Source organism: Micrococcus sp. FDAARGOS_333, from assembly GCF_002206575.2.
Classification (GTDB): Bacteria; Actinomycetota; Actinomycetes; order Actinomycetales; family Micrococcaceae; genus Micrococcus; species Micrococcus lylae.
Genome location: NZ_NJFJ02000001.1, coordinates 688990 through 713871 on the forward strand (window position 1 = coordinate 688990; position 24882 = coordinate 713871).

The window sequence follows — 24882 nt, forward strand, 5'->3', positions numbered from 1 at the left end:
AACTGAAGACGTGACAGAGCCGCAGGCGCACCACCGGCCGGACGGGCCTGTCCCGGACCTGTCCGCTCTCGGACTCGAGGCATGGGACGTGGTCGCCTACCGCCGTCTGCTCGCCGAGTCGTCCGTGCCGGTGGAGGAGCACGACGACGGCACTCTCGTCCGCCTGATCGACGCCGGCCTCGTCCGGGTCAGGGAGGGGCGGGTGCATCCGCTCTCGCCGCGCCATCCGCTGCAGGCCGAGGCCGGCCGCCGTCAGCGTGAGGTGGATCGGCTGCGCGCGGCCGCCGAGATGTTGGTCTCCGAGTACCGGGACAGGCCGGGTGCGACCGCAGAGTCCCTGCAGGTGCTCGTGGGGGCAGCCGAAGTCACCCGGGCCGCGGTGGCCCTGGTCGGGGAGGCGCAACGGGTGGTGCGCGGCATGGACCGGGGGCCGTACTTCAGCGCCGGTCCGCTTCCGGAGTCCGCCCAGCACCGTTCGGAGGGGCGCGGTGTGCTCTGGCGTGTGATCTACGAGGGTGAGTCTGTGCGCCGTGACGAGACGGGGCGGCCGGACATCGGCGAATCACCGGGGGAGGAGTCGCGCATGCTTCCGCGGCTGCCGTTCAAGATGATCGTGATCGACGACCTCGCGGCGCTGATCGCCCTGCCGCCGGACGGTATGGCGCTCGGACCGGAGACGTATGTGCGGTCCGGCGGCGAGGGGCTGCTGGTGCGGGGCTCGCTGCTGGTGGGCGCGCTGATCCGGCTGTTCGAGCAGCAGTGGAACCTCGCCGTTCCGGTGGGGGAGGGCGCTGCGGAGCTCGATCAGGCCGACCGCTGCCTGCTCGCCCTGCTGTCTGTGGGGCTGACGGACGAGGCGATGGCCCGGCACATCGGGCTGTCGCGCCGTACGGTGCAGCGGCGTCTGGCGGAGCTGTCCAAGTCCGTGGGTGCGGAGAGCCGCTTCCAGCTGGGTGTGGAGGCCTCTCGCCGCGGCTGGGTGTGAGGCGCGGCGACCCGGCCCGGCCGGGGAGTCGGACGAGTGAGGCGGAGGGGGCGCGAGCCAGGCTCAGCCGTAGATGCGGCGGAAGTTCTCCAGGATCCGCGGGGGCAGCGGGGCCTGCCGGGCGCGGATGCGCGCGAACACGTCCTCGGCCTCGTGGGGCTCCATGTAGCCGTGGTGGGCGTAGATCCTCAGGCGCTCGAGCAGCCCGTCCTGGTCCAGTTCAGGGTGGAACTGGGTGGCGTACTGGTGCCGGCCCAGGCGGAACATCTGAATGGGGCACCTCTCCCCGGTCGCCAGGACCACGGCGCCCTCAGGAGGGACGGTCAGGCCCTCCTTGTGGCCCACGTAGGCGAAGAACTGCTCCGGCAGGCCCTCGAGCAGCGGGTCGGCGGCGCCTGCCTCGGTCAGGGTGACCGTGACGGGGCCGGGCTTCTCCCCGTAGGCGGTGTCCACCGTGCCGCCGGCGTGCCTGCCGAGCGTGCCGACGCCGTAGCAGCAGCCCAGGAACGGGATTTCGTCACGACGCAGCACCTCGAGCATCCGCGCCAGCTCCGTCTCCACACGGTGCTGCAGCTCGGACTTGGACTCCTCCGGGTCCGAGGTGGTGAAGGGGCTGCCGGACAGGATGACGCCGGAGTGCTCGGCGAGCAGGGCCCCCCAGTCCACGGGCTGTTCGGGGTGCACGGTGACGTGCTCCTCGAGGCGGAACGCGGTGAGGGTGTCGTCCGTGTAGCCGCCGAGACGGCGGACGGAGGTGGCCTCGGCCGCGGAGGCGTCGTCTTCGGGCCGTGTCTGGATCAGCAGGAACGGCCGTGCCGCAGGAGGAAACACCTCCACAGACTACTGGGGGCGTGGGCGCAGCACGTGCTCGCTGCTGTCCTTCCCACTCACTGAGAAGAGGTCAGCTTTCGGTGCGCCAGTCCGAGGTGATTCCGCTGCCCGACCTGTCCCCCAGCGGGCCGCCCGCCCCGTGATGCTTACTGGTGAGGACACACCCTCATCGCCCCCGACAAGCGGGAGCCAGAGGGCGTGTCCTCACCAATTCGTGAACTGAACGCGTGGAGCCGAGCGTCGTCAGCGGTCAGCGGTCAGGCGCCATTCGGCCAGCCGCCCTTCCCGACGACGGCCGGTCCGGTCCTCATGCCGGGTCGCCTCCCAGCTCGTGCCCGAGCTGGCGGCCAAGGTCTTCGAGAAGCTCAGCGGCCCGGGCGATGCTGTCCTCGTCCGAGGCGGTGCGCTCGCGGAGGGTGAGGACGCGGTCGATGCCGGCCGCGGTGAGGTCCTCTGAGCGAAGGTCGGCCCGCCCGGCGACGGCCAGGACGGTGCGGGAGCGGTGCGACGTGGGCCCGGAGCCCGAGACCGACGACCCCTGCCTCTGTGGCGAGGCGCCCTGTGCCCAGACCGAGCGGGCGCGAGCCGCGGCGACGGCCGGGGCCTTGCCCTGCAGGGACTGCGCGTCCAGGGACCCCTCGCCCACGATCACCACGTCTGCCGCGGCGGAGTCGAAGCCGGCCATGTCCAGGAGGACCTCGGCGCCGGAGCGGGTCTGAGCACCGAGCAGCGTCAGGGCGAACCCCGTGCCGCCGGCGGCCCCTGCGCCGGCGGATGCGGTCGGGTCGCCTGAGACGTCGGTGGTGTCCGCCTTGCCGGTGACGTCGGGCACCAGGTCAGGACCAGTGGGCACCGGGCCAGGGCAGGAGGGTTCGGAGCCGGCGAAGGCATCGCTCTGGGGGCCGCGGCGAGGGTTCGTGTCGGCGTCGCGCAGGAGCACGTCGGCGGCGTGGGCGAGGTCCTCGTCGAGCTGTCCGAGAGAGTCCTCGGGCGCTCCCTTCTGGGCGGCGAAGACGTGCGCGGCGCCGTCGGGACCGGTGAGGGGCGCGGTCACGTCGGAGGCGATGGTCAGGGTGGCCCCCTCGAGCGCAGCACGGGCACCCGAGAGGTCGGCGGAGACGAGCGAGCGCAGAGCTGCCGATCCTTCGGGCAGGGGGCGGCCGTCGTCGCCTCTCAGGTCTGCGCCGAGGGCGGCGAGCATCCCGAGGCCCAGGTCCGTGGAGGCGCTGCCGCCGATGCCGACCACCACCTCGCGGGCGCCGTCCGCGACTGCCGCGGCGATGGCCTCGCCGAGGCCACGGGTGCTCGCACGGGCATGGGTCTCGGGGCCGGGCGCGTCCACGTGCACCAGGCCGCAGCACTCGGCGAGCTCGACCACGGCGACGCCGTCCCGCCGGGCGATGCGCACGGTGCGGGGCTCGCCGAGCGGCCCGGCAACCTCCACCGCGAGCGGGACGAAGCCGGCGGCGAGGGCGGCGTCCACGGTGCCGTCGCCGCCGTCGGCCACGGGCACGGTGAGCACGCGCAGGCCGGTGCCGGAGGAGACCGGGGCTCCGGATGCGCCCGAGGCCTCGGGCGCCCGGGCGGCCTGCGTTCCCCGGGCTGCACTGTGGAGCCCCCGGGCGAGCGCGGCGCAGGCGTCGGCGGCGGTGAGGGAACCCTTGAACTTGTCCAGGGCGAGCAGCACGGTCCTCATATGGCGCATCTTGCCAGGGCCTCTCGCCAACCGGTGAGGACTCACCCACTGGGCTCCCCAACTGGTGAGGACTCACCCGCTGGGCTCCCCAACTGGTGAGGACTCACCCTCTCGTGCGGTGCTGACGGGGAGGATGACGGTGTGTCCTCACCACTAGGCAACGGGTCGGCCGACGAAGCCAGGTCCGAGGCCGCTCAGGACATCTCGGCGACGCGTGCCCGGATCACGGGGAGGACGTTCTCGAGCCCGTTCCTCAGGTCGGCCGCCGTCACCTTCACCACCCGCCGGCCATGGAGCTCGCACCAGCGGTCCCGAGCGACGTCGCGCTCCTGCTGTTCCTTCGTGCGGTGGTGCTTGCCGTCGTACTGGATGACGATCTTCCACCGCCGGTAGGCCAGGTCCACGGTCGGTCCGGCGCGGCCGTGGTCGTCCTTGAGCACGACCGCCACCTCCGGCGCCGGGAGTCCCGCGTCCACCAGTGCGAGTCTGGTCCGCGTCTTCTGGGGTGAGCCGACGGCCTCACGCATCAGCTCCACCACCTCCCGGGCCCGACGGATTCCGCGGAAGCGACCGATCTGCTCCAACACCGCGGTCAGGTCACGCCTTTCGACCCGGACCTCAGCAAGGCCGAACCCTTCGACCCACTCCTGCGGCATGAGAGAGTCGGCGATCACCACCAGGTCTTCCAGGGACAGGCCCGACGTCGGAACGCAGAGGCCCCACAGCGTGCGGATGGCGGAGGTGCAACGCAGGCCGTGCCGGATCACGAGGTGGGAGGGGTCCACCTTGCGGCGGCGGGTGACCACTCCGGGCCGATCGACCCGATGCGCCAGCGACGTCGTGAGGTGCAGGTCCGTCGACTGCTCGGCCCACCGTGGCAGGGGCAGCCCATGCAGCTGAGCGGCGGATAGGTCCGTGACCACCACGTCGAGGCGATCTCGTTGCAGGGCCGCGGCGACATCTCGGTCCCAGGGGAGTACGGGGCCGGTCGTGCGTTCTGCCGCGAGCGGGTCGTGAGCGGCGCCATCTCCGGTGAGGTCACGGGTGCCCGAACCGTCCGGTCGGTGTCGGTACAGGGCCCGACCGAGTCGCTCGATGTCCGATGCCCGCACCCTGTGTCGGGCGCGGTCACCGAAGACGTCCGCGAGCTCGTCCAGGGTGAAGACGGCTCCGTCCAGGTGCGGAGGCAGCGGGCGCGGCGGTGTGGGCATGGCCCCACCCTGCCGGTTGGTCCGCCGTCGTGGAGGCGGCGCGAGGAATCTGTGGACAACGCCTGCTGGCGCGCGGTGCGACAACGTCCTCCCCGCACAGCCGCGTCATGCCGGACCGTGACCTCCGACGCACGGCCAACTGGTGAGGACACGCCGTTACTCGACGTCGAAGTCGGGGGCGAGCCGGTGTGTCCTCACCAGTAAGCGAGTAGGCCGTCCCGCCTCACCAGTAGGCGGGCAGGGCGTCCGGAGGCGAGTCCTCCGGCCCGCCTCGAGCTCAGCCCTTCCGGCGCTCGGCGGCCCTGGCGAGCTCACGCACGGTGCCGACCTCGCGGGCGATGCGCGACTGCAGGTCCGTCTCGGTCAGCGTCTCGGAGCCGCCACGGGCACGCAGGTAGAGCAGGGTGGTCCAGCGGGCACGACGCCACTTCAACTCGGCGGCCGGGTCGTTCGTCTGCAGGGCGCGGGCGATCTCACGGTCGTAGAGCTGGGGCTCGTTGAGCTGGCGCTGCCGGACCTCGAGGACCTTGGCCGCGCGGCCGGGCTCGTTGGGGACCTCGTCGGCCTCGAGCAGACGCTTGCCGAGGTTGGCGGCGGTGATGTGGTCGCCCTCCTCACGCAGGATCTGGGAGGCCAGGCCCAGACCTGCCTGGATGGACTTCCAGCGGCCCACGGCGCCGTCCCAGGGCAGGTTGGTCAGCAGACCGAGGGCCTGCAGGGCGCCCTCGTTGTCCTCGTGCAGCAGGTAGAGGCGCTCGGCCACGCCGAGGACGTCCTCGAGGTGCGCGCCGGAGCGCAGGTTCAGCCCGTGGGACAACCGGGCGCAGGTGGCGGTGAGCTCCACGTCGTCCAGGTGGCGCTGGCCCACCCCGACGATCCGGGCCTCCGGCGTCCCCGCGTCCGTGGCGGAGAAGCTGGTGTCCAGCTGCGGCTGCTGGTCCGCGCGGTCGGTGCGCACGCGGATGACGGAACCGTAGGCGATCTTCACCTCGCGGCCGCCCTCGAGCGTGGCCACCACCAGCGCCGGGGTGCCGAAGTCGTCCCGCATGGTGCGCAGGGACGCCACGGGCGGCGCGGTCTGCCCGCGGCGGGTGAGGAACATGTCGCCAGGGCTGACGTCCTGGGCCTTGAGATGACGCAGATAGGCGCCGGAGGTGGTGGCCATGTCAGCGGCCCCATCCCACGTAGGCGAGCGCCTGGCGGACCAGGTTCCCGCGGCCGCCGATGAACTCGGACTGGATCTCGTCGCTGAGCGCCTCCCCCGGCGTGAGCCAGGTCAGTTCGAGCGCGTCCTGCCGGGGGTCGCACTCACCGGTCACGGGCACCACGTACACCAGGGAGACGGCGTGCTGGCGGTCGTCCGTCAGGCCGGTCTCGGACGGGGCGGGGAAGTATTCGGCCACGGCGCACGGCTGCAGGGACGGCGGCAGCTGCGGCAGTGCCATGGGGCCGAGGTCCTTCTCCAGGTGGCGCATCAGGGCGCCGCGCACGGTCTCCCGGTACATGACCCGGCCGGAGACGAACGTGCGCTCGAACTGTCCGGTCTCATCGGCCACGTACAGCAGGCCGATCTCCGTGACGTAGCCGAGGGCGTCCACGCGCACCGGGATGGCCTCGACGTAGACCATGGGCAGGCGACGGCGGGCCTCGTACAGGTCCTCCTCGTTCAGCCAGCCCGGATTCGGGTCAGGGGTGCGCACGGTGCTCATGCCACTGTTCTACCCGAACCGCGGGACACGGTCACCTCCGCAGTATCCGAATCCGCGTCCGGCGAACCGTCCTCCACAGGCGCTTCCCGACGACGCTGCCCCAGTCCGGCGGGGAGGTCGCCTCCGTCGCGGCTCACCACTTGGCGCGGAAGTACTGCCGGGCCATCGGCACCTGCTCCGTGGGGACGTCCAGCTCGAGGGCGGCGGCGGTCGGCCAGTTCGGATTCGCCAGGGCGGCGCGCCCCACGCAGACGGCGTCCGCTCGGCCGGTGGCCACCACGTCCGCCACCTCCTGCGCACCGGTGAGCGAGCCGACGGCGGAGACGACGATCCCCTCGGTACCCTCCTTCACGGCCGTGGCCAGCGGCACCTGGTAGCCGGGTCCCTTGGGGCCCTCGTAGGTGTCGCCGATGCCGGCCGAGGACAGGTCGAACCAGTGGACCTGCCCCTGCAGCTCCTGGGCGAGGCGGACGGTCTCCTCGATGCTCCAGCCGTCCTCGCGCCAGTCCGACCCGGAGATGCGGATGCCGAGGATCTTGTCCGCCGGCCAGACCTCGCGCACGGCGGCCACGATCTCCTTGAGGAAGCGGGTGCGGCCCTCGTAGTCACCGCCGTACTCGTCGGTGCGGGTGTTGGTCAGCGGGGAGAGGAACTGGTGGATCAGGTAGCCGTGGGCGGCATGCAGCTGCACGGCACCGAACCCGGCGCGGTCGGCGCGCTCGGCGGCGTCGGCGAAGGCCTGGACGGTCTCGCGGATCTCGTCCACCTGCATCGCGTGGGTGCGGATCTCCATCGAATTCGTGGGCACACCGGAGGGGGAGAGGGTCTCCCAGGAGTCGGGGCCCTCGAGGATCGGCTGTCCGGCCGGGACGCCCGGGTGCATGGGGACGGTGGAGGCCTTCGCCCCGGCGTGGCCGAGCTGGACGGCCGGCACGGCGCCGAGCTCGGCGACCTCGTCACAGATCGGGGCCCAGGCCTGGGCCTGCTCGTCGTTCCAGAGGCCTGTGTCCCACGGGGAGATGCGGCCCTCCGGGGTCACGGCGGTCGCCTCGGCCACCACCATGCCGAAGCCGCCGGCCGCCCGTGCGGCGAGGTGCTGGAACTGCCAGCCGTGGGGGACGCCGTCGCGGGCCTCACAGGAGTACTGGCACATCGGCGGCAGGATCAGGCGGTTGCGCAGGCGCACCCCGTTGATCTCGATCGGCTCGAACAGGGCGGGCGGGGCGACGGTGTCCTCAGCGGTCATGGGACTCACACTACGGCGGGGCGGATGTGTGCCGGGAGGCTGTTCGCTGCCCGCCTACCCTGGTGTCATGCCCTCCTACCGCTGTCGCCTGCAGATCGGGGACCTCCTGCCCGGCCACCGGCCCGAAGAGGTCATGGACGTCGCGGAGGCGGCGCTGTCCGCCACGCACCAGGTGGCGGCGAAGGACATCGAGGTGGTGTCCCGGGTGCCGCGCATCGTCCTGCGGATCACCGTGCCGGCCTCTACTCCGCACGATGAGGACGCCGAGGCCCGCCAGGCAGCCGCGACCATGGCGGAGGCGGTCGCAGAGGTGGCCGTCACGGGCCGGCTGGATGTGCTCCGCCGGGACGGCGGGCGCTGGATTCCGGTGGGCTGACGCCCGCTTCATACCGGTGGGCTGACGCCTGCTTCCCGACGACGGCCGCCCGCCTCGGACGGCCGGCCGCCGTCGTCATACGGCCGCCTCCGTGGAGGAGGCCTGCGGCGTCAGGGCGCCGAGCCGTCAGCGGCGGCGCAGTTCCTTCTCGGCCTGGGTGATGCGGTAGCGGCGGGCGCCGGCGGCCATGATCACCAGGAACGCCGCGAAGATCGCGGGCAGGCCGATCAGCTCGGTCTGCTGGGCGCCCAGGGGTGCCGGGAGCAGCCGGGGTATCGCCAGCCACCCCATGGAGGCGGCGAACAGCAGGGCCACGGACATGCGGCCACGCTCGGTCAGCGCCAGGCGCAGCGCGGCGGCCACGGCCACCAGCAGGCCCGCCAGGCCCCACACCGACGGTGGGATGCCGGGGACGAACACGCCCCAGGCGTGCAGGGACAGGGCGACCATGGTGGGGGCGTACCCCACCAGGAAGCCGGCCAGGGCTCCCACGGTGCCGTCCGTGAAGAACCGCTCCCCTGCGGTGCGGGCGGTGGCGAGGTTGCACCCGCGCAGTGCGGCGGCCACGAAGACGAGGGCGCCGAACCAGGCCACCACGGAGACGCCGGCGGGCATCAGGACGGTCAGGGGGAACCATGCGGCCAGGCACAACAGAGCGAAGCCCACGAGCCAGCCGGTGCCGCGCTGGCGGGCGGCGTAGCCCTGACGTGGGCCCCACTGGTGCAGGGCGTACAGGCCGACCAGCGCGAACAGCAGCGGCCACGTCAGCACGTGGAGGAACAGCGGGGAGAGCACGGTGGTGCGCATGCTGTACAGGCCGTCATGGGCGGTCAGGTAGCCGCCGGAGCCGGGCAGATCGATGCCGAGCCGGCCGAGCAGCCCGATGCCCCAGGCCCCGGCCAGCATGAACACGGACGCTGCCGCGGTCACGAACAGCTGGCGGGCGCGGTCCCCGCCATGGGCGCGGCCCTTCGGCTCCCGCACCGGCAGGTTGTACGGCGCGATGTAGGGGGCACGCTCGCCGTCCTGCTCGGGGTCCGGACGTCGGGCGGAGGCGGCCTCGACGGCACGGGCCTTGTTGGCCAGCCGGTCGCGGCGGCGCCACTCGGGCAGCACGGCCATCGCGCGCTCGACGAGCTCGTCGTCCGAGACGCGCTCGCCCACGTCCGCGAGCATCGGACGCGCCGCCGGGCCGGGGACGGACAGGGAACCGTCCAGCCGGTGCGCGGCGAGATGCAGGGCGCGGGTCTCGCGCTCCTGGTGCAGGCGGAGACGCTCGGCCTCCTCGGCCTCGAAGCGGGCCTCCTCGGCGATCAGCCGGTCCTCCCAGCCGCGGGCGCGGGCCAGGGACACGGCGGCGTAGGCGCCCGCCCAGCGGCGGGCGCGGGCCCTCTCCGCGGCCAGCGCCTCGGCGGCCGCACGGGCCGCGGCCTCGCGCTCCTTGCGGCGGCGCTCGGCCTCCTCCGCGGCGAGACGGCGGCGCTCGGCCTCCTCGGCCTCACGTCTTCTGTCCCGCTCACGCTCCCACTCCTCTTCGCGGGCGCGGCGCTCGGCCTGGATGCGGGCTCGCTCGGCGGCTGCGGCGGCCTCGCGCTCGCGGCGGGCCGCCTCCTCCTTCTTGCGGCGCTCGGCCTCCGCGGCGGCGGCCGCCTTCTGGTCCTTCTTGGCGCGCTTGCGACGCTCTGCCTCCGCCTCTCGGCGGCGCTTGAGCTCGGCCTTGCGCTGCTCGGCCACGGCGGCGGCACGGCGCCGGCGGGCGGCCTCCTCGAGCCACTCCTGGGAGGCCCGGCGGCGGCGCTCCTCCTCCTGCGCGGCGGCGAGAGCGGCTGCGGCCTCCGTCTCGGCCTGACGCCGGCGGGCGTCCTCGATCGCGGAGGCGCGGGCCTCGGCCTCGGTCTGGACCGACTGCTGCTCCGCGGCACGGCGGGCCTGCTCGGCCTCCCAACGGGCCTGGCGGCGCTGCTCGGAGGCGGTCTGGCGCTCGCGCAGGGCGGCAAGGCGGTTCGCCTCCTCCTCGTCCTCCCGGGCACGTGCGGCGGCCTCGAGGCGGGTCCACTCCTCCGCGCGGCGGCGTGCGGTCTCTGCGGCGTCGGCACGCCGACGCGCGGCCTCCTGGTGGCGCCTCTCCTCGGCCGCACGGCGCTTCTGCTCGGCCTGGGCGAGCTTTTCCGGGTCGGTCCCCTGCGGGATCAGGCGGCTGACCGGCGCGGCCAGCGGCGCGGTGAACCGCTCGATCGGCAGAGTCGGGCTGCCCAGGGAGTCGAGCACCTCGGACAGGCCCCGGCGCTCGCGGGGCTCACGCTCGGGCCGCGGCGTGCTCTCGGCAAGGACCGCGTCGATCTCCGCCTGGCGCTGCCGCTCGAGCGCGGCCTGGCGCAGCCGCTCGATGTCCAGCGCGCGCTGGCGGGTCTGCTCCATCAGCTGGGCGTGCCGCTCGTCGTCCGCGGCCCGGCGCTCCTCCAGGCGGCGCTCCTCCGCCGCACGCAGGGCCTCCGCCTCGGTCTCACGGCGGTGGCGCTCCTGGAGGGCCCGGCGTTCGGCCGCCTCCTCGACGGTGGCGAGCTCTCCGGCCCGGCGCGCTGCGGCGGCACGCGCCTGCTCCCGGCGGGCGGCGCCCTGGGCCTCGGCCTTCTCGGCGGCAGCACGACGCCGGGCCTCGGCGGCCTTGGTCTTCTCCGGGTCCTGGACGGCCGGGAACAGGCGCGCCGCGGCGGCGTCCAGAGGCTTCGCCAGGCGGTGCAGGCGCGGACTGCCGAGGGAGTCGAGGACGTCCGAGACGTCCCGACGGCGGCGCTCGCGGCGGGCCTTCGTCGCCGTGGTGTCCGTGGGCGTCACCTCGCCGGAGAGGTACCGGCGGTGCTGCCTGAGCTCTTTCCGGGAGAGGCCTCCGGGGGCCGCCAGGGCCCGACGGGGACGGGCGCGGCGCGGCTGCTGAGGCGCCGGCGTCCCCTCGTCCGGGCTGTCCAGGTCCTGACCGTCCTGCGGGCGCGGGGCGTCGTCGGCGACGGACGCGGACGAGGCGACGGACGCGGACGAGGCGACGGAGCCGTCGTCGGGAAGACGATGCGGAGCGGACTCCGGGGAGGCCTCGGAGGACTCCTGCGGGGCGCTCTCTGCCGCGGGGCGCGACGAGGTGCGGCGGCGGGCGCGCAGGCGCTCCAGGGCGGCAGAGGACTCGGACTGGTGGTTCGGGTCCACGCTCACCCCTTCCTGGACCTGCGGCGGAGCGCCACGATCCCTGCGATCAGTACTCCAGCAAGGGTACCCAACAGCATGCCGACCAGCGCCGACGCCCACCACGGCAGACCCGTCGCCGTGCCGGTGATCCAGCCCAGGCCCACCATGTAGACCGACCAGACCAACGCACCGAGACCCGAGAACCACAGGAACACGCGCCAGCGGATGCCGCCGATGCCGGCCGCGGCCACCGAGGCGGTGCGGCCGCCGGAGACGAAGCGGAGCACGAACAGCCCGGTCAGTGAGGTCTCCGGACCGGCCTTCACCAGGAGTCGGCGGATGCCCTCGTGCACGGCACGTCCCCAGCGCCAGCGGTCCAGCAGGTCCGTCAGGCGGTAGCGGAACAGGGCGTAGAGGCCGAGGTCGCCGGCCCAGCACCCCAGCCAGGCCGCCAGCACCGAGAGCACCGGGGACAGGGAACCGGCCGAGGCCAGGGCGCCGGAGCCGATGACGAACAGCTCCGAGGGCGTCGGAGGGAAGGGGGCGTCCACGGCGACCAGCAGGGCGGTCACCGGGTGGAACCACCAGCCGAGGGCGTCGAGCAGCTCCTGCGCGCTCACGCGGGACGCTCCTGCAGCTCGAACTCGGAGGTGAAGACACGGTCCCGGCCGGTCACCGGGTCCGTGAAGCGCAGTTCGCGGGCCAGCAGCTGCAGCGGTCGGGCGACGTCGTCCGGCGCGGCGTCCAGCAGGTCCGGGTAGAAGGGGTCGAACGCGATGCCCAGGCCCAGGGCGGCCAGGTGGATGCGCAGCTGGTGGGTGCGGCCCGTGCGCGGATGCAGACGGAAGTGCGCCACCTCGGCGCCGGCCAGCGTCCCGGCCGAGCGGCCCGTGGCCAGCAGCTCCACGTGGGTCTCCGCGTTGGCGCCGGCATGGGAGAGGTTCGACTTCTTCGTCCTCACCTCGGCACCGGCAGCCCGGCCGGAGGCAGAGACGGGGACGTCCTCCACCACGGAGCGCAGGATGCCCTTGTCTTTGCGGATGCGGGAGCGGACGGTCAGGGGGAACCGGTCCAGCACGGGGGCGCCGACGCCGTCCTGCCGCGGTGCGGTCGCCCCAGAGGCGAGGGTCGAGGCCGAGGGGAGGGGGCCGCCGTCGGGAAGGCGGTCCAGGGTGCCGGGCGGCAGTGCGGAGACGGCCTCGTAGACCTTGCGGGCGCGGCGGCGCTCGAAGAGCAGGTGGTAGGCGCCGCGGGTGGCGGGGTTCGCGGAGAACATGACCACGCCGGCGGTGGCGCGGTCCAGGCGGTGCAGGGGGACCAGGTCGTCCAGGCCGAGCTCGTTGCGCAGGCGCACCAGGGCGGTCTCCTGGATGAACCGGCCGCCGGGGGTGGTGGGCAGGAAGTGCGGCTTGTCGATCACCACGAGGTGTTCGTCCCGGTGCAGGAGCCGGTGCTGCACCGGCAGCGGGTCCTCCTGCGGCAGGTCCCGGTAGTACCAGATGAACTCGTGGACGCCGAGGGGCGTGGCGGCGGTCAGCGCGGTGCCGTCCGCGGCCACCACCTCGCCGCGGGCGAAGCGGCCGCGGATGCCGTCCGGGTCCACGTGGCCGAAGCGGGAGACCAGATGCTCCTGCACGGTGCCGGCGGCCTCCGGGCCCGTCATGGGCAGGCGCAGGCGCGTGGCGTTGACGCCCTGGCGGACGGGCAGCGGAGAGGGAAGGGGCACGGTGTCCATCCTCCCAGACGGGCTCAGTGGCCGGTGGTCTCGTCGTCCGAGTCGGCGCAGCGGGTGCTCGAGGTGAGCACGGTGATGTTGCCCGGGCCCGGCTTGCTCTCGCCGGTGCGGCCGGCGGGGATGTGGGCGGCCACGTCGGCGATCACCGCATCCAGGTGGGCGCCCGCGGGCACCACGGCGTCCCCGAGCAGGATGGAGCGGTGCACGGTGGCGCCGGGCTCCACCACCACGCCCGGGCCGAGGACCGACTCGGTGACCGTCCCGTGGACCACGGCGCCGGAGCACACCAGGGATCCGGAGACCTCGGCACCGGGGTGGATGCGCGCCGGCGGCACGGGGCGGTGGTTGGTCAGCAACGGCCAGCCGGGGCGGTCCAGGTCTAAGCCGTTGCCAGCGAGGATCTCCATGTGTGCCTTGTAGTAGGCGTCCAGGGTGCCGATGTCCCGCCAGTAGCCCTCGTGGCGGTATTCGTGGGTCCTGCCGCGGGCCACCAGGGCCGGGACGATCGACTCGCCGTAGTCGCCGAGTGCGCTGCCCTCCGGAGCGTCCTCGTTCTCGGCCCCCTCGCCGGCGGCCGCCTGCTCCCGGGCCTCGGCGATGAGCGCGTCCAGGACCTCGTCCAGGGCGTGGACGTCCATGATGAACGCCTCGGTGGCCACGAGCCTGCCCTTCGGGTGGCGGGGCTTGTAGTCGTAGTCGGTGACGCGGTGGTCGGCGTCGACCTGGACCACGCCGAAGCGCGAGGGGTCCTCGTCCGTCTCGGTGGTGATGACGGTCAGCTCGGAGCCGCGCTCATGGTGGGCCGCCAGGGCCGGGCGCAGGTCGATCTGGAAGAGGTGGTCGGCGGAGAGCACCATGACGGTGTCTGCGCCGAAGGCCTTCACCGCGGCGAGCTGCTGGTGCAGGGCGTGGCCGTTGCCCGCGGCGAAGCCTTCCTCGTCCCGGCCCTCGGCCGGAGGCATCAGGCGCAGGCCGTGGCGGGTGCCGTCCAGGTCCCAGGGGCGGCCCATGGCCAGGTGCTGGTTCAGGGTGAACGGGCGGTACTGCTCCACCACCCACACGTCCCGGATCCCGGAGTGGGCCAGGTTGGACATCACCACGTCGATCAGCCGGTACTGGCCGGCCACGGGCACGGCGGGCTTGGCGCGGGCATCCGTCAGCGGAGCCAGGCGGCTGCCCTTGCCTCCAGCCAGCACGAGGGCCACCGTGGTGGTCAACGGGTCCTGCGGGAACGGGTCTGCCATGGTGGCCTCCGTGGGTTCTTCCGGTCATGGGCCTTTCCCATGCGCGAGGTGAACACTAGGAGCCCGCGGATGACACGTAAATGAGAGGGGTCTCCCGCCTGTCCGACACACAGCCCCGGCATATCGAACGCGGGGCAGAAGGTCCGTGGGCGGGGACGGCGGGGCCCGGCCGGACCGGCGTCCGTGGACCTCTCACCGCTGGCAGGTGCGGCACCAGAACAGGCGGCGGGAGTCGTCCTCCGGGGACCCGAACTCCTCCCGGGTGACCGGCCCGTGGCAGCGCAGGCATCCCTGCCGCTGCCGCCCGTACACCCAGTAGTCGGGGGTGCGCGGCGCTGGCGGGGAGCCCAGGAGCACCTCCACTCCGAAGGGGGCGGCCGGGTTCGGCCTGACCCCGGTGGTCCGCCGAGGGCGTGACGACGACGGTGCGTACGGCGGGCAGTTCGCCTGCAGCAGTCTGCGGTTCAGTTCGATCAGCCCCGCCACGTCCTGGACCTCGCCGATCGGGCGGTGCGGGTCGATCCCGGCCAGCAGCAGCGACTCGCACCGGTAGATGTTGCCGATGCCGGAGACCAGGCGCTGGTCCAGCAGCGCCAGCCCCACGGGCCGGGCGGGGTCCGCGGTGAGGCGGGCGACGGACTCGGTGAGCAGACGGTCGGCGGGGCGCAGGCCGTCCGGGCCGGGTGGGACGTCCCAGGCCGGATCCAGCAGGTCCGGGCCGAGGAAGCCGAGGCGCTGCTGCTCGTCTGCGGTGCGGATCAGCTCCAGCAGGCCCAGCTGGGCCCCGACGAACCGGTGCTCGGCCGTCTCCAGGAGTGCGCGGATCTGCCAGCCGGGAGCGGGCCAGCGGTCGGTCAGGGCGGTGGCGATCCAGCGGCCCTCCATCTTCAGGTGGCTCAGGAGGGTGAGCGGCTCGGCGGCCTCGGCGGCGCGGTCGGCCGGCGGGGTGAGGCGGATCAGCAGGTACTTCGCGCGGGGCTCCACGGCGGTGACCGCCCACCCGGTCAGGTCCGCGGTGGCGTGGGCGGGCACGCGCAGCTCGGCGCGGGTGAGCGCGCGGCCGGCCAGCAGCGGCCGCAGCCGGTGCGCCAGGCGGAAGAGGGAATCGCCTTCGGGCATGGGGCCGAGGCTACCGCTGCGATGAACCCCTCGTTCCGATCCAGAGCCTGCCAGGAGCGCTCTGTTTCGGATCGAGGGTGGGGAGCCTGGGCGTCAGGCCGCGTTGAGCTGCCAGGTCATGCCGAACCGGTCGCCGACCCAGGCGAAGCGGCGGGAGAAGCCGTAGTCCCCGGCGGGCATGTAGTCCTGGCCGCAGTCGGCTGTGAGCGCCTCGGCGAGGGCGTCGACCGCCTCCGGAGACTCCAGCTCCACGAACAGGGACACCGCCGGGGTGAACCCGAAGGCGTGCTCGGTGAAGGAGTCGAAGAACCGCAGGCGTTGCCCGGCCACCTCGATCTCGCCGTGGGAGACCTTGCCGGCCCACTCCTCACCGCGCGGGGTGGAGCCGTCGAAGAGGTCTCGCCGCAGTTCGGACGCCGGCACGTGCGGGCCGAACACGGCGAGGTAGAGGTCCATGGCGGCGCCGGCCTCGCCCTGGAACATGAGGAACGGGGTGGCGGACGGCGCGGTGGCGGGGGTCTGCTCGGTCATGGGGCGAGGGTAGTCGGCGCGTGCGGCGGCCGGGTAGCCCGTCGTTGCGTGCGCACTACTGCCAAGTAGATCGCGGAATACGTGGAAGTAGTGCGCACGCAACCGGTCCAGCCCGGCCCCGAGGCTTCCCGACGACGGTCACTCGCCTCGCGCGAACGCGATCGACTCCTCGATCACGGACAGCACCAGGTCGACCTCCTGTTCGTCGCGGGGTCCGTAGACCATCCACTCGGTGCCGAACTCGGCGTAGCCGTGCGGCTCAGCCCAACCGAGGTCGGCCAGCTCCCGGCCGCGCTCCGCCGGCAAGACCAGATGCACGGACGTGTCCTCCACGCCGTGGAGGTGGACGGGCTCGAGGCGACGGCCAGGAGCGAGGTTTGTCTCGGGGATGCGCTCGGCGTCCTGGCCGGTGAGGAACACGCCGCGCGAGGTGGCCGGCGAGACCTGGCTGAAGAACTCCTCCACGCCCGGCAGTGCGAACGTCTTCGCGACGAGTAGCCCCCACATCTGCGGCGGGGCCTTCTGGTCCAGTTGGCGGTGCGGTCCCTCGGTCGACGTGGTGGGGCGCTCGCCGGGACGGGGTGTGGTGAGACGTGTGCCGGGCAGGGCCGGGGCCGGATGGTCACCGGGCGGAGGGGAGGACGTGTGCAGTGATGACGGGTGTGCGGAAGACGTGTCGGGCATGGGGAAAGTCTGCCGGACCGGCTCTCCCCACACCCCCTCGTTCCAATCTGAAGCACGCGAGGCGTGCTCCGGATTGGAACGAATGCTCCGGATCCGCGGGTGCAAGGAAAACAGCGCCTTCGATCGGAAAAAGTGCGCGCGAGGCGGGGTGATTTTCGGATCAAAGGCGCTGAAACGGTGGTTCCGCCTCGATTCCACCCTCCCCGCGTTTTCGCTAGCGAAACGGGAGGGGTGCTGAATCGGTGGTGCCGCGTCGGTTGCTGGATCAGCCGCACGGCTCTGCCGCACCGTGCCTCAGCCGCGGTAGCGCAGCCCCGACGGGCTCGAGTAGAACCCTGCGGCCAGCATCGCCTCGGCCAGCGGGGTCCCCAGCAGGGGGCCGCCGTTGAGCTTCTCCAGCGCCAGCTTCTCGGTCTTCGCCTGCCGCAGCGCGTGCACGAGCGCCGTCGCGGCCGCTGCCAGCGCCGCCCACTCCTCGGTGAAGGCCAGCAGGGTGCGCCCTCCGCGCTCCACGTAGAGCGCCAGCGCGCCCTCGACGAGCACCACGATCGCCCCCGCTTTGCGTCCCGGCCGCTGCCCCGTGGGCGGCACCCCGTCGGGCCCGGCGGGCACGGCCGGCCAGTCCAGGGCCGCACCGTAGGGGTTGGCCGGGTCGGTCGCCGCCAGCGCCCACGCGGCCGGGCCACGCTCCTGCGTCCTGCGCCCGCTTCCCGACGACGGCCCCGCACCCGCCGCGGCCCGCGACGGTCCCAGCGGGCTCACCTCGCCCGCACCCCAGGAGCCTGTCCAGGTATCGGCACCGGCGTCACCGAGCTGCGACACCTCGCCTGAGGCAACGTTGTCCGACGCGGGGGAGGGGCCGTCGCCGTCCTTCTGGAACTGACGGAGCCGGTCCACCACCGCGCCGGTGGAGAACTGGGCGCCGCCGAGCCGGTCCACGAAGTGGCCGCGCCGCACCTGCCCGGCCTCCTCCATGCGAGTGAGCAGCCGGTACTGGCCGGCGAAACCGCCGGGGACCTCCTCGGCCACTACGGAGCCGCGGGTGATCACGCCGTAGCGGTCCAGCAGCAGCTCGGCGGTGGCGTGGGCGCGCAGGGTCGGGTCCGGCTCCGGGGCCATGAGCAGGGACCAGCGGCCGGCCGCCCGCGCGGTCTGGGCCGCGGACATCCCCGCCAGCCCGGGGGAGAGGTCCTCGGACCGTCCGCGGACGCCGGCGAGCCCCGCGTACCGGCCACGCCCGCGCACCCCGGCCAGGCGTCCGGACAGCCCGCGGCCGCCCGTGCCGGTGGGACCGAGGCCCCCGCCGAGGCGGGCGGTGCGGGCCCGGGGCGTCTGCCGACCGGTGCGGTGCGCCGTCTTGCCCGCCGACAGCAGGCCGCGGACGGGCGCGAAGGTGTCGTTGCCGACCTTCCCGGACCAGACGAGCTGCCAGAGGGCGTCGAGGATCTCGGGGCCGCGGGCCTCCGGGCGGGCGGCCCGCACGCGTTCCACGAGGGGACCGAAGAACCAGGCGCCGCCGCCGGCGAGGACCTCGAGGACGGCGGCCTGCAGGGCGGTGTGCTCGGGCGCTGCCGCAGGCGTCTCTCCGGTGGACCGGACACCGCCGCCGGAGCTGTCCGCGGGCCTGCCTGCGCCCACGGCCCCGTCCTCCGGCTCGGGCAGGCGCAGGGTCAGGTCCGCGGCGTCGGCGGGGTGCAGGGCGACCCAGCCGTCGTTGCCGGCGGCCTCCCCGACCCCGGACCACACGTACTCGCCGGTGGAGAGCAGCTCGTCCAGCATGCTCGGCGTGTAGTCGCGGACGCGGGCCGGCAGCACGTGGGACTCCCAGGCGCTCGCCGGCAGGGGCATGCCGGCCAGCTGGTCCAGCACCACGGCCACCCCGTCCACGCCCTCGAGGGTGGCGGTGCCGGCCCGGCCGGGCCTGGCCCGCAGGTGCTGCCAGTCCGCGAGGAACCGGGCGTAAGCGGCCTGGTCCACCGGCTCGACCTCGGCGCGCAGCGCGGCGAGGGAACGCCTGCGGATCCGCCGCAGCACCTCGGCGTCGCACCACTCGGCGTCCGGGCCGGCGGCCCCGGGGGTGCCCTCCGGCCGGAAGGCGCCCTGGGCCACACGGCGCTCGGAGGCCAGCCGCTGCAGCACCGGCACCACCACGGCCGCCCCGAGGCCGAGGGCGAACGCCGCCTCCTCCGCCGTGAACGGGCCGTGCGTGCGGGCGTACCGGGAGACGAGGTCCCCGAGCGGGTCCTCCACCGGGTCCAGGAACGCCACCGGCACGCCCATCGGCAGGGGCACGCCCAGGGCGTCGCGCAGGCGGGCGGCGTCCTCCACCGCGGCGAAGCGCTCCACCCCGCCGTGCCGGAACCGGAACGCGCGCCCGGTGCGGGTCAGCTCGTCCAGGTGGGCCAGAGCGGTCTCCGGGGAGGCCGCTCCACGGCCGTCCTCCGACCTGGCCCCCGCCTCCGGCGAGGCGGGGGGCTCGGGTGGGCGCCCGTCGTCGTGGCCCTCCTCCGGCGCCGAGGCGGCGCCCTCACCCTCCGATGGGGCGGGCTCCTCTCCCTCCGGCCGCAGCCGCGCGGCGGCCTCGGCCGGGCTCAGCGGGCCGACCAGCCGCAGCAGGTCCGCCACGCCCTCGAGCCCGCGCACGCGCCTGTCCGGGGAGAGCCGCTGCAGGTCCCGCTCCACGGCGTCGATGACGTCCGCGTCCAGCAGCTCGCGCAGCTGGGCGGTGCCGAGCAGCTCGTTGAGCAGGGCCGGGTCCAGGGACAGGGCGGCGGCCCGCCGCTCGGCCAGGGGCGAGTCGCCCTCGTAGATGAACTGCGCCACGTAGCCGAACAGCAGGGACTGCGCGAACGGAGACGGGCTCGGCGTGGTCACCTCCACCATGCGCACCGAGCGGTCGGCGATCCGACCGGCCACGTCCTTCAGCGCCGGCAGGTCGTAGACGTCCTGCAGCACCTCGCGAACGGTCTCCAGGATCACCGGGAAGTCCGGGTGCTTGCGGGCCACGTCCAGCAGCTGCGCGGACCGCTGCCGCTGCTGCCACAGCGGGGTCCGTTTGCCGGGGTTCTGGCGCGGCAGCAGCAGGGCGCGGGCGGCGTTCTCCCGGAACCGCGCGGCGAACAGCGCCGAGCCGCCGACCTCTGCGGTGACGATCTCCTCCAGCTCCTCGGCGGTGAACTCGAACAGCTCCGCGCCGGGCGGGTCCCCGTCCATGAGCGGCAGGCGCAGCACGATCCCGTCGTCGGCGGCCATGGCGGCGCCGGAGCTCGTCTCGATCCCGAACCGCTGGTGCAGGCGTGCGCCCACCGCCAGCGCCCAGGGGGCGTGCACGGCCATGCCGAAGGGGGAGTGGAGCACGATCCGCCAGTCGCCCAGCTCGTCCGTGAACCGCTCCACCACCAGTGTCTTCTCCGTGGGCAGCTGTCCGGTGGCCTCGCGCTGCTCACGCAGGTAGGTCAGCAGGTTCTCCTGCGCCCAGTCGTCCAGACCGGCCTCGGCCAGGCGCGTCCCGGCGGTCTCCGGGTCCGCGTCCACGGCACGGCGGAAGGCGCCCACCGCCTCGCCGAGCTCGGCCGGACGCCCGGCGGCGTCGCCGCGCCAGAACGGCAGCCGCCCGGGCTCGCCGTAGGCCGGCAGCACGAGCACCCGGTCCGCGGTGATGTCCACGATCCGCCAGCTGGTCGCCCCCAGCAGGATCACGTCCCCCACACGGGACTCGTAGACCATCTCCTCGTCGAGCTCGCCCACGCGCCGCCCGCCGGAGCGGGCGGAACCGGCGTCACCGCGGCCGGAGGCGGACTCGCCGGTGTCCCCGTCGGCCGCACCGGGGGCCCCGGACTCGGCCCCGCCGTCCGAGGCCAGGAACACCCCGAACAGGCCGCGGTCCGGGATGGTGCCGCCGGAGGTCACGGCCAGCCGCTGCGCCCCCGGGCGGGCGGTCAGCGTGCCGGCCTCCCGGTCCCACAGGATGCGCGGGCGCAGCTCGGCGAACTCGTCCGAGGGGTATTTGCCGGCCAGCAGGTCCAGCACGGAGGCGAACGCCGCGTGCGGCAGTGTGGCGAACGGTGCGGCCCGGCGCACCAGGTCGAACCACTCCTCGGCCTCCAGGTCCTGCACCGCCACGGCGGACACGGTGTGCTGGGCCAGGATGTCCAGCGGGTTCGCCGGGATCCGCAGCGCCTCGATCTGCCCGGCCCGCATCCGCTCCGTCACCACCGCGGTGTCCACCAGGTCCCCGCGGTGCTTGGGGAAGAACACGCCGCGGGAGACCTCGCCCACCTGGTGTCCGGCACGGCCCACGCGCTGCAGCCCAGAGGCCACGGACGGCGGCGACTCCACCTGGATCACCTGGTCCACCGCGCCCATGTCGATGCCCAGCTCCAGCGAGCTGGTGGCCACCACGCACCGGATCCGTCCGGTCTTCAGCGCCTCTTCCACGATCGCCCGCTGCTCCTTGGACACCGAGCCGTGGTGCGCACGGGCGAAGTCCGAGACCGTCCCGGCGTCCGCGCCGGCGCCGCCCATCAGCTGCGCGGGTGCGGGCCTCGTGGTCGCCGGGCCCAGCCCGGTCGCCTCGCTCAGGACGTCCCCGAGGCGGACGGGGGCCCGGTCGGCGGACCCGGGCGGGGGGCCGTCGTCGTCCCCCTCATCCCCGACGACGGCACCCGCCTCCGCCTGGGTCCTCGCCGCCTCCTGGCGTGCTTCCCAGATCTCGTTGAGCCGTCCGGTGAGGCGCTCGGCCAGGCGGCGGGAGTTCGCGAAGACCAGGGTGGAGCGTCGCCGGGACACCAGATCCACGATCCGCTCCTCCACATGCGGCCAGATCGAGCCGCCGAGGGGCTCGGAGGCACCCGCTCCGGCGGTGCCGGCCTGCCCACCGAGCGCATCCGGGGCGCCCGCTGCCCCTCCCTGGGCGGTGCCCGGCTGCGGCGTCAGGGACAGGTCCGTCATGTCCGGCACCGGCACGGTCACGGTGAGGTCCCAACGCTTCTCGGAGACCGGACGCACCACGTCCACCGGCTGGACGCCGCCGAGGAACCGGGCGACCTCGGAGGCCGGTTCCACCGTGGCGGACAGGCCGATGCGCTGGACGGGCTTGTCCAGCATCGCGTCCAGGCGCTCGAGGGACAGGGCCAGGTGGGCGCCGCGCTTGGTGCCGGCCACCGCGTGGACCTCGTCCACGATCACCGTGCGCACCCCCGCCAGCGCCGAGCGGGCACGCGAGGTGAGCATCAGATACAACGACTCCGGGGTGGTGATGAGGATCTCCGGCGGGTCCTGCACCAGGCGTCGCCGCTCGGCGGCCGGGGTGTCCCCGGAGCGCACGCCCACCCGGATGTCCGGAACCTCCTGACCGGCGTTGCGGGCGGTCTGCGTGATGCCGATCAGCGGGGCGCGCAGATTCCGCTCCACGTCCACGCCGAGCGCCTTCAGCGGCGAGACGTAGAGGACCTTGGTGGGCGCCGCGTCCCCCTCCGCCACGGGCTCGCGGAGGAAGCCGTCCAGGGCCCAGAGGAAGGCGGAGAGGGTCTTGCCGGAGCCGGTCGGGGCGATCACCAGGGCGTTGCGGCCGGAGGACACCGCGTCCCAGGCGCCGAGCTGCGCTGCGGTGGGGGCGGCGAAGGCGCCGGTGAACCAGGTGCGGGTGTGGGCGGTGAACCGGCCGAGGACGGCCTCGGCCTGGGGCTCAGACATGGTGGTACGGCCGTCCTGCGGAGATCTCCTGGGCGCGGTAGACCTGCTCGGCGAGGATCAGACGGACCAGCTGGTGGGGAAAGACCAGGCCGGACAGGGACCACACGCGGTTCGCGCGGGCGTGGACCGTCTCGTCCACCCCGTAGGCGCCCCCGATGACCACAGTGACCGGCCTGCCGGCGTCGAACTGCTGCTGCAGATGCGCGGCCAGGCCGGGGGAGTCGAAGCCCTTGCCGCGCTCGTCCAGCAGCACCACGTGCTCGGCCGGGGTGATCTTCGCCAGGATGCGCTCGGACTCCTCGGTGCGGGCGGACTCGTCCTGCCGGGAGGAGTGGGGCAGCAGCTGCCACGTGAGGTCGTAGGGCTTCTTCAGACGCCTCTCATACCGGGTGATCCCCTCGGACACCCAGGACTCGTGCTTCTTGCCGACGGCCAACACCTTCACGGACATGCGTCCCATCATGGCACCCGCCCCGGACAGGGTGGCAGGTCCCCGTGGGGCTGCGTCGACACGGACGCCCGGCACCTGGTGGAATCGGGGCCATGGAGAGCATCGCCCGCACCGAGCAGCACGGCCCGGCCGCCGTGGTGACCATCGACCTGGCCGAGGCGCACAACGCCCTGGACCGCCACGCCATGGCGGAGCTGGCGGAGGCGGTCCGGTCCGCGGCCCGTTCGCCGCAGGTCCGGGCCGTGATCCTCACCGGCGCCGGCGGCCGTGCCTTCTGCGCCGGTTTCCGCCTCGGCACGATGGACGAGGAGGCGGAACGGGACCCGGAAGGCACCGTCATGGCGGCGGTCGCCGGGATGATCCGCGCGGTCCTCGAAGCCCCGGTCCCCGTCATCGCCGCGGTGGAGGGCGCCGCCGCCGGTGTGGGTGCTTCGCTGGCCGTGGCCGCCGACCTGGTGGTGGCGGGCGAGTCCGCGTACCTGCTGCTGCCCTTCGGGAAGGTCGGCCTGGTGCCGGACGGAGGCATCGTGCAGACGCTCGCCGAGAGCCTGGGCCGTCACCGGGCCATGGACCTGATGCTGCGGCAGCGTCGACTGTCTGCCGGCGAGGCCGCGCAGGCCGGGCTGGTGTCGGAGGTCGTCCCGGACGGGTCCGCCGTGGCCACGGCAGTGACCTGGGCCGAGGGCCTTGCGCAGACCCCGCGGCAGGCGCTCGTCGAGACGAAGGCGGCCGTCAACCGTCGCACCGTGGATCTGGTGGAGGAGACCCTTGCGGCGGAGAGCCGCGTCCAGGCGGAGCTGCTGAGGACGCAGGAGCACCGTGCCCGGGTCGCCGCGTTCCTCGGACGCGGTCGCTGAGGGGAGCCGCCGTGGAGGACAGGGGCAGGACGCCTGCGCAGGAAGAGGACACGGCCATGGGTCCCTCGGGGGCTCACGGCCGTGCCGTGGGTTCCCGACGACGGCGGCGCGCCGCCGGCGGGGACGTCGCCCGCCGCCGTGTGCTGGGGTGGGGGATCGGCGCCGTGGTGGCCGCCGTCCTCGCCTGGGTGGGTGTGCTCGTGCACCGCTGGTTCCAGCGGGAGGTGGTGGGCGTCGGCCCACGCGCGATCGCCTCCCGCGAGGACATGACGATCTTCAGCGGCTTCCGCTATGCCCAGCAGGCCGGCCAGGGCGGCGTGATGGACGTGTACGTCCCGCGCGGCGAGGGGCCCTTCCCCGTGCTGATGTGGACCTACGGCTCCGGCTGGACCTCGGACCGCGGCAACGTCGGCGGCGAACGCATCGCCGAGGCACTGATCCCGCACGGCTACGCGGTGGCGGCGTTCTCCGTCCGCAACTCCGGGCAGGGCCGCTTCCCCTCCCACGTGCATGACGCCAAGGCCGCCGTCCGCTGGCTGCGGGACTATGCCGCGGACCTGAAGCTGGACCGCGAGCGCATCGCCATGGGCGGCAACTCCTCCGGCGGCTGGATCGCCATGATGACCGGCGTGACGGCGGGCCTGCCGCGCTTCGAGGGCCAGGTCGGCGGGGTCTGGGACCGCCCGTCCGACGTGCAGGCGGTGGTCAACTTCTTCGCACCCATCGACTTCCTCACCATGGACGGCCAGATGCTGCCCGGTGCCTGCAAGTCCTTCAACAAGGGGCTCGGCATCACCGAGTGCCACTCGGACGCCGAGGGCTTCGAGTCCCGCATGCTCGGCGTCCCCGTGAAGGAGAACCCGCAGCTCGTCCACGAGGCCAGCCCGCGCACCTACATCGGCTCCCGCACCCCGCCGACGCTGATCGTGCACGGCACCCGTGACACCGTGGTGCCGCACCAGCAGAGCCGAGACCTCTACGACGACCTCGTGCGCGCGGACGTGCCCAGCGTCTTCTATGAGGTCCACGGCGCCGGTCACGTGGTGGACCTGGCCAGGGACACCGCCGTCACCACCTCGACGGTGCACCAGCACCGCGTGCCGCTGGCCGGGCGGCGGGAGCACTTCTCCTGGGACGCGGTCGCCGCCTTCCTGGACGTCCAGATGCCGGTCGCGGCAGCGCCAGGGCAGACGGGCCCGCAGCGGGTGGGGCCGTCGTCGCCAAGCCGCTGAGGCGAAGGCCCGGGCATGACGAAGGCCCCGCCTCCCAGAGGAGGCGGGGCCTTCGGTCGGCGCGGTGACGGTGGGATTTGAACCCATATCGAGCCCCGGGTGTC

Annotated in this window: 19 protein-coding genes; 4 read left to right on the plus strand and 15 right to left on the minus strand. The window is 73.9% G+C overall.

Features of this window, described 5'->3' with window-relative positions; genetic code table 11:
• The first annotated feature begins 10 nt into the window (after window positions 1–10).
• On the plus strand, window positions 11–985 hold the full coding sequence (locus tag CEQ11_RS03165) for a LuxR family transcriptional regulator (RefSeq protein ID WP_227718709.1): 975 nt from the start codon (window positions 11–13) through the stop codon (window positions 983–985).
• 63 nt (window positions 986–1048) lie between these two features.
• On the opposite strand, the gene CEQ11_RS03170 is transcribed toward CEQ11_RS03165, so the two are convergent.
• From CEQ11_RS03170 to CEQ11_RS03195, 6 genes are all read right to left on the minus strand, one after another.
• Window positions 1049–1816, minus strand: a complete 768-nt coding sequence (locus CEQ11_RS03170) for a glutamine amidotransferase (RefSeq protein ID WP_227718710.1) — start codon at window positions 1814–1816, stop codon at window positions 1049–1051.
• 307 nt (window positions 1817–2123) lie between these two features.
• Window positions 2124–3521, minus strand: a complete 1398-nt coding sequence (locus CEQ11_RS03175) for a glycerate kinase (protein ID WP_088477724.1) — start codon at window positions 3519–3521, stop codon at window positions 2124–2126.
• 185 nt (window positions 3522–3706) lie between these two features.
• Window positions 3707–4723 carry an endonuclease domain-containing protein gene (locus CEQ11_RS03180; protein ID WP_088477725.1) on the minus strand — a complete coding sequence of 339 codons (1017 nt, stop codon included), beginning with the start codon at window positions 4721–4723 and terminating at the stop codon, window positions 3707–3709.
• Between the two features lie 277 nt (window positions 4724–5000).
• Complete coding sequence (locus CEQ11_RS03185) at window positions 5001–5888, minus strand: DUF6707 family protein (RefSeq protein WP_088477726.1); 888 nt, start codon at window positions 5886–5888, stop codon at window positions 5001–5003.
• A 1-nt stretch (window position 5889) separates the two neighbouring features.
• Window positions 5890–6432, minus strand: coding sequence for an NUDIX hydrolase family protein (locus CEQ11_RS03190; RefSeq protein WP_088477727.1), 543 nt, complete (start codon window positions 6430–6432; stop codon window positions 5890–5892).
• Between the two features lie 133 nt (window positions 6433–6565).
• Complete coding sequence (locus tag CEQ11_RS03195; protein ID WP_088477728.1) at window positions 6566–7678, minus strand: oxidoreductase; 1113 nt, start codon at window positions 7676–7678, stop codon at window positions 6566–6568.
• Window positions 7679–7745: 67 nt separating this feature from the next.
• On the opposite strand from CEQ11_RS03195, the gene CEQ11_RS03200 reads away from it, so the two are divergent.
• On the plus strand, window positions 7746–8054 hold the full coding sequence (locus tag CEQ11_RS03200; protein ID WP_088477729.1) for a hypothetical protein: 309 nt from the start codon (window positions 7746–7748) through the stop codon (window positions 8052–8054).
• 126 nt (window positions 8055–8180) lie between these two features.
• On the opposite strand, the gene CEQ11_RS03205 is transcribed toward CEQ11_RS03200, so the two are convergent.
• The 9 genes from CEQ11_RS03205 to CEQ11_RS03245 all read right to left on the minus strand — a co-directional run bounded on the left by CEQ11_RS03205 (window position 8181) and on the right by CEQ11_RS03245 (window position 22689).
• The gene (locus CEQ11_RS03205; protein ID WP_088477730.1) at window positions 8181–11252 is read right to left on the minus strand and encodes a hypothetical protein; all 3072 of its coding nucleotides are present in this window, start codon (window positions 11250–11252) and stop codon (window positions 8181–8183) included.
• A 2-nt stretch (window positions 11253–11254) separates the two neighbouring features.
• Window positions 11255–11851, minus strand: coding sequence for a DedA family protein (locus CEQ11_RS03210; protein ID WP_088477731.1), 597 nt, complete (start codon window positions 11849–11851; stop codon window positions 11255–11257).
• Entirely contained in the window at window positions 11848–12957 is a 1110-nt protein-coding gene (locus tag CEQ11_RS03215; protein ID WP_088478875.1) for a pseudouridine synthase, read from the minus strand. Before CEQ11_RS03215 ends, CEQ11_RS03210 begins: the two co-directional genes overlap by 4 nt.
• 23 nt (window positions 12958–12980) lie before the next feature.
• Window positions 12981–14210 carry a glucose-1-phosphate adenylyltransferase family protein gene (locus tag CEQ11_RS03220; protein WP_088477732.1) on the minus strand — a complete coding sequence of 410 codons (1230 nt, stop codon included), beginning with the start codon at window positions 14208–14210 and terminating at the stop codon, window positions 12981–12983.
• 192 nt (window positions 14211–14402) lie between these two features.
• The gene (locus CEQ11_RS03225) at window positions 14403–15329 is read right to left on the minus strand and encodes a DNA-formamidopyrimidine glycosylase family protein (protein ID WP_088477733.1); all 927 of its coding nucleotides are present in this window, start codon (window positions 15327–15329) and stop codon (window positions 14403–14405) included.
• A gap of 93 nt (window positions 15330–15422) precedes the next feature.
• Window positions 15423–15860 carry a VOC family protein gene (locus CEQ11_RS03230; RefSeq protein WP_088477734.1) on the minus strand — a complete coding sequence of 146 codons (438 nt, stop codon included), beginning with the start codon at window positions 15858–15860 and terminating at the stop codon, window positions 15423–15425.
• Window positions 15861–15998: 138 nt separating this feature from the next.
• Complete coding sequence (locus CEQ11_RS03235) at window positions 15999–16544, minus strand: luciferase family protein (protein WP_227718711.1); 546 nt, start codon at window positions 16542–16544, stop codon at window positions 15999–16001.
• 294 nt (window positions 16545–16838) lie between these two features.
• Window positions 16839–22238, minus strand: coding sequence for a DEAD/DEAH box helicase (locus tag CEQ11_RS03240; RefSeq protein WP_088477736.1), 5400 nt, complete (start codon window positions 22236–22238; stop codon window positions 16839–16841).
• The gene (locus CEQ11_RS03245; RefSeq protein WP_193762976.1) at window positions 22231–22689 is read right to left on the minus strand and encodes a 23S rRNA (pseudouridine(1915)-N(3))-methyltransferase RlmH; all 459 of its coding nucleotides are present in this window, start codon (window positions 22687–22689) and stop codon (window positions 22231–22233) included. The genes CEQ11_RS03240 and CEQ11_RS03245 overlap by 8 nt, the downstream gene beginning before the upstream one ends.
• Window positions 22690–22781: 92 nt before the next feature.
• Between CEQ11_RS03245 and CEQ11_RS03250 the strand changes: the two genes are divergently transcribed.
• Both CEQ11_RS03250 and CEQ11_RS03255 read left to right on the plus strand, forming a co-directional pair.
• Window positions 22782–23546: an enoyl-CoA hydratase/isomerase family protein gene (locus CEQ11_RS03250; protein WP_088477737.1), complete on the plus strand. Its 765-nt coding sequence runs from the start codon at window positions 22782–22784 to the stop codon at window positions 23544–23546.
• 56 nt (window positions 23547–23602) lie between these two features.
• Entirely contained in the window at window positions 23603–24778 is a 1176-nt protein-coding gene (locus CEQ11_RS03255; RefSeq protein ID WP_088477738.1) for an alpha/beta hydrolase, read from the plus strand.
• Window positions 24779–24882: the final 104 nt, after the last annotated feature.

Excerpts from the sequence above, each read along its gene's own strand:
- CEQ11_RS03180 (WP_088477725.1), bottom strand. The coding sequence starts at position 4,723 with ATGCCCACACCGCCGCGCCCGCTGCCTCCGCACCTGGACGGAGCCGTC.
- CEQ11_RS03235 (WP_227718711.1), bottom strand. The coding sequence starts at position 16,544 with ATGCCCGACACGTCTTCCGCACACCCGTCATCACTGCACACGTCCTCC.
- CEQ11_RS03255 (WP_088477738.1), top strand. The coding sequence starts at position 23,603 with ATGGGTCCCTCGGGGGCTCACGGCCGTGCCGTGGGTTCCCGACGACGG.
- CEQ11_RS03195 (WP_088477728.1), bottom strand. The coding sequence starts at position 7,678 with ATGACCGCTGAGGACACCGTCGCCCCGCCCGCCCTGTTCGAGCCGATC.
- CEQ11_RS03190 (WP_088477727.1), bottom strand. The coding sequence starts at position 6,432 with ATGAGCACCGTGCGCACCCCTGACCCGAATCCGGGCTGGCTGAACGAG.
- CEQ11_RS03220 (WP_088477732.1), bottom strand. The coding sequence starts at position 14,210 with ATGGCAGACCCGTTCCCGCAGGACCCGTTGACCACCACGGTGGCCCTC.
- CEQ11_RS03250 (WP_088477737.1), top strand. The coding sequence starts at position 22,782 with ATGGAGAGCATCGCCCGCACCGAGCAGCACGGCCCGGCCGCCGTGGTG.
- CEQ11_RS03230 (WP_088477734.1), bottom strand. The coding sequence starts at position 15,860 with ATGACCGAGCAGACCCCCGCCACCGCGCCGTCCGCCACCCCGTTCCTC.
- CEQ11_RS03185 (WP_088477726.1), bottom strand. The coding sequence starts at position 5,888 with ATGGCCACCACCTCCGGCGCCTATCTGCGTCATCTCAAGGCCCAGGAC.
- CEQ11_RS03175 (WP_088477724.1), bottom strand. The coding sequence starts at position 3,521 with ATGCGCCATATGAGGACCGTGCTGCTCGCCCTGGACAAGTTCAAGGGT.
- CEQ11_RS03240 (WP_088477736.1), bottom strand. The coding sequence starts at position 22,238 with ATGTCTGAGCCCCAGGCCGAGGCCGTCCTCGGCCGGTTCACCGCCCAC.
- CEQ11_RS03200 (WP_088477729.1), top strand. The coding sequence starts at position 7,746 with ATGCCCTCCTACCGCTGTCGCCTGCAGATCGGGGACCTCCTGCCCGGC.
- CEQ11_RS03225 (WP_088477733.1), bottom strand. The coding sequence starts at position 15,329 with ATGCCCGAAGGCGATTCCCTCTTCCGCCTGGCGCACCGGCTGCGGCCG.
- CEQ11_RS03245 (WP_193762976.1), bottom strand. The coding sequence starts at position 22,689 with ATGTCCGTGAAGGTGTTGGCCGTCGGCAAGAAGCACGAGTCCTGGGTG.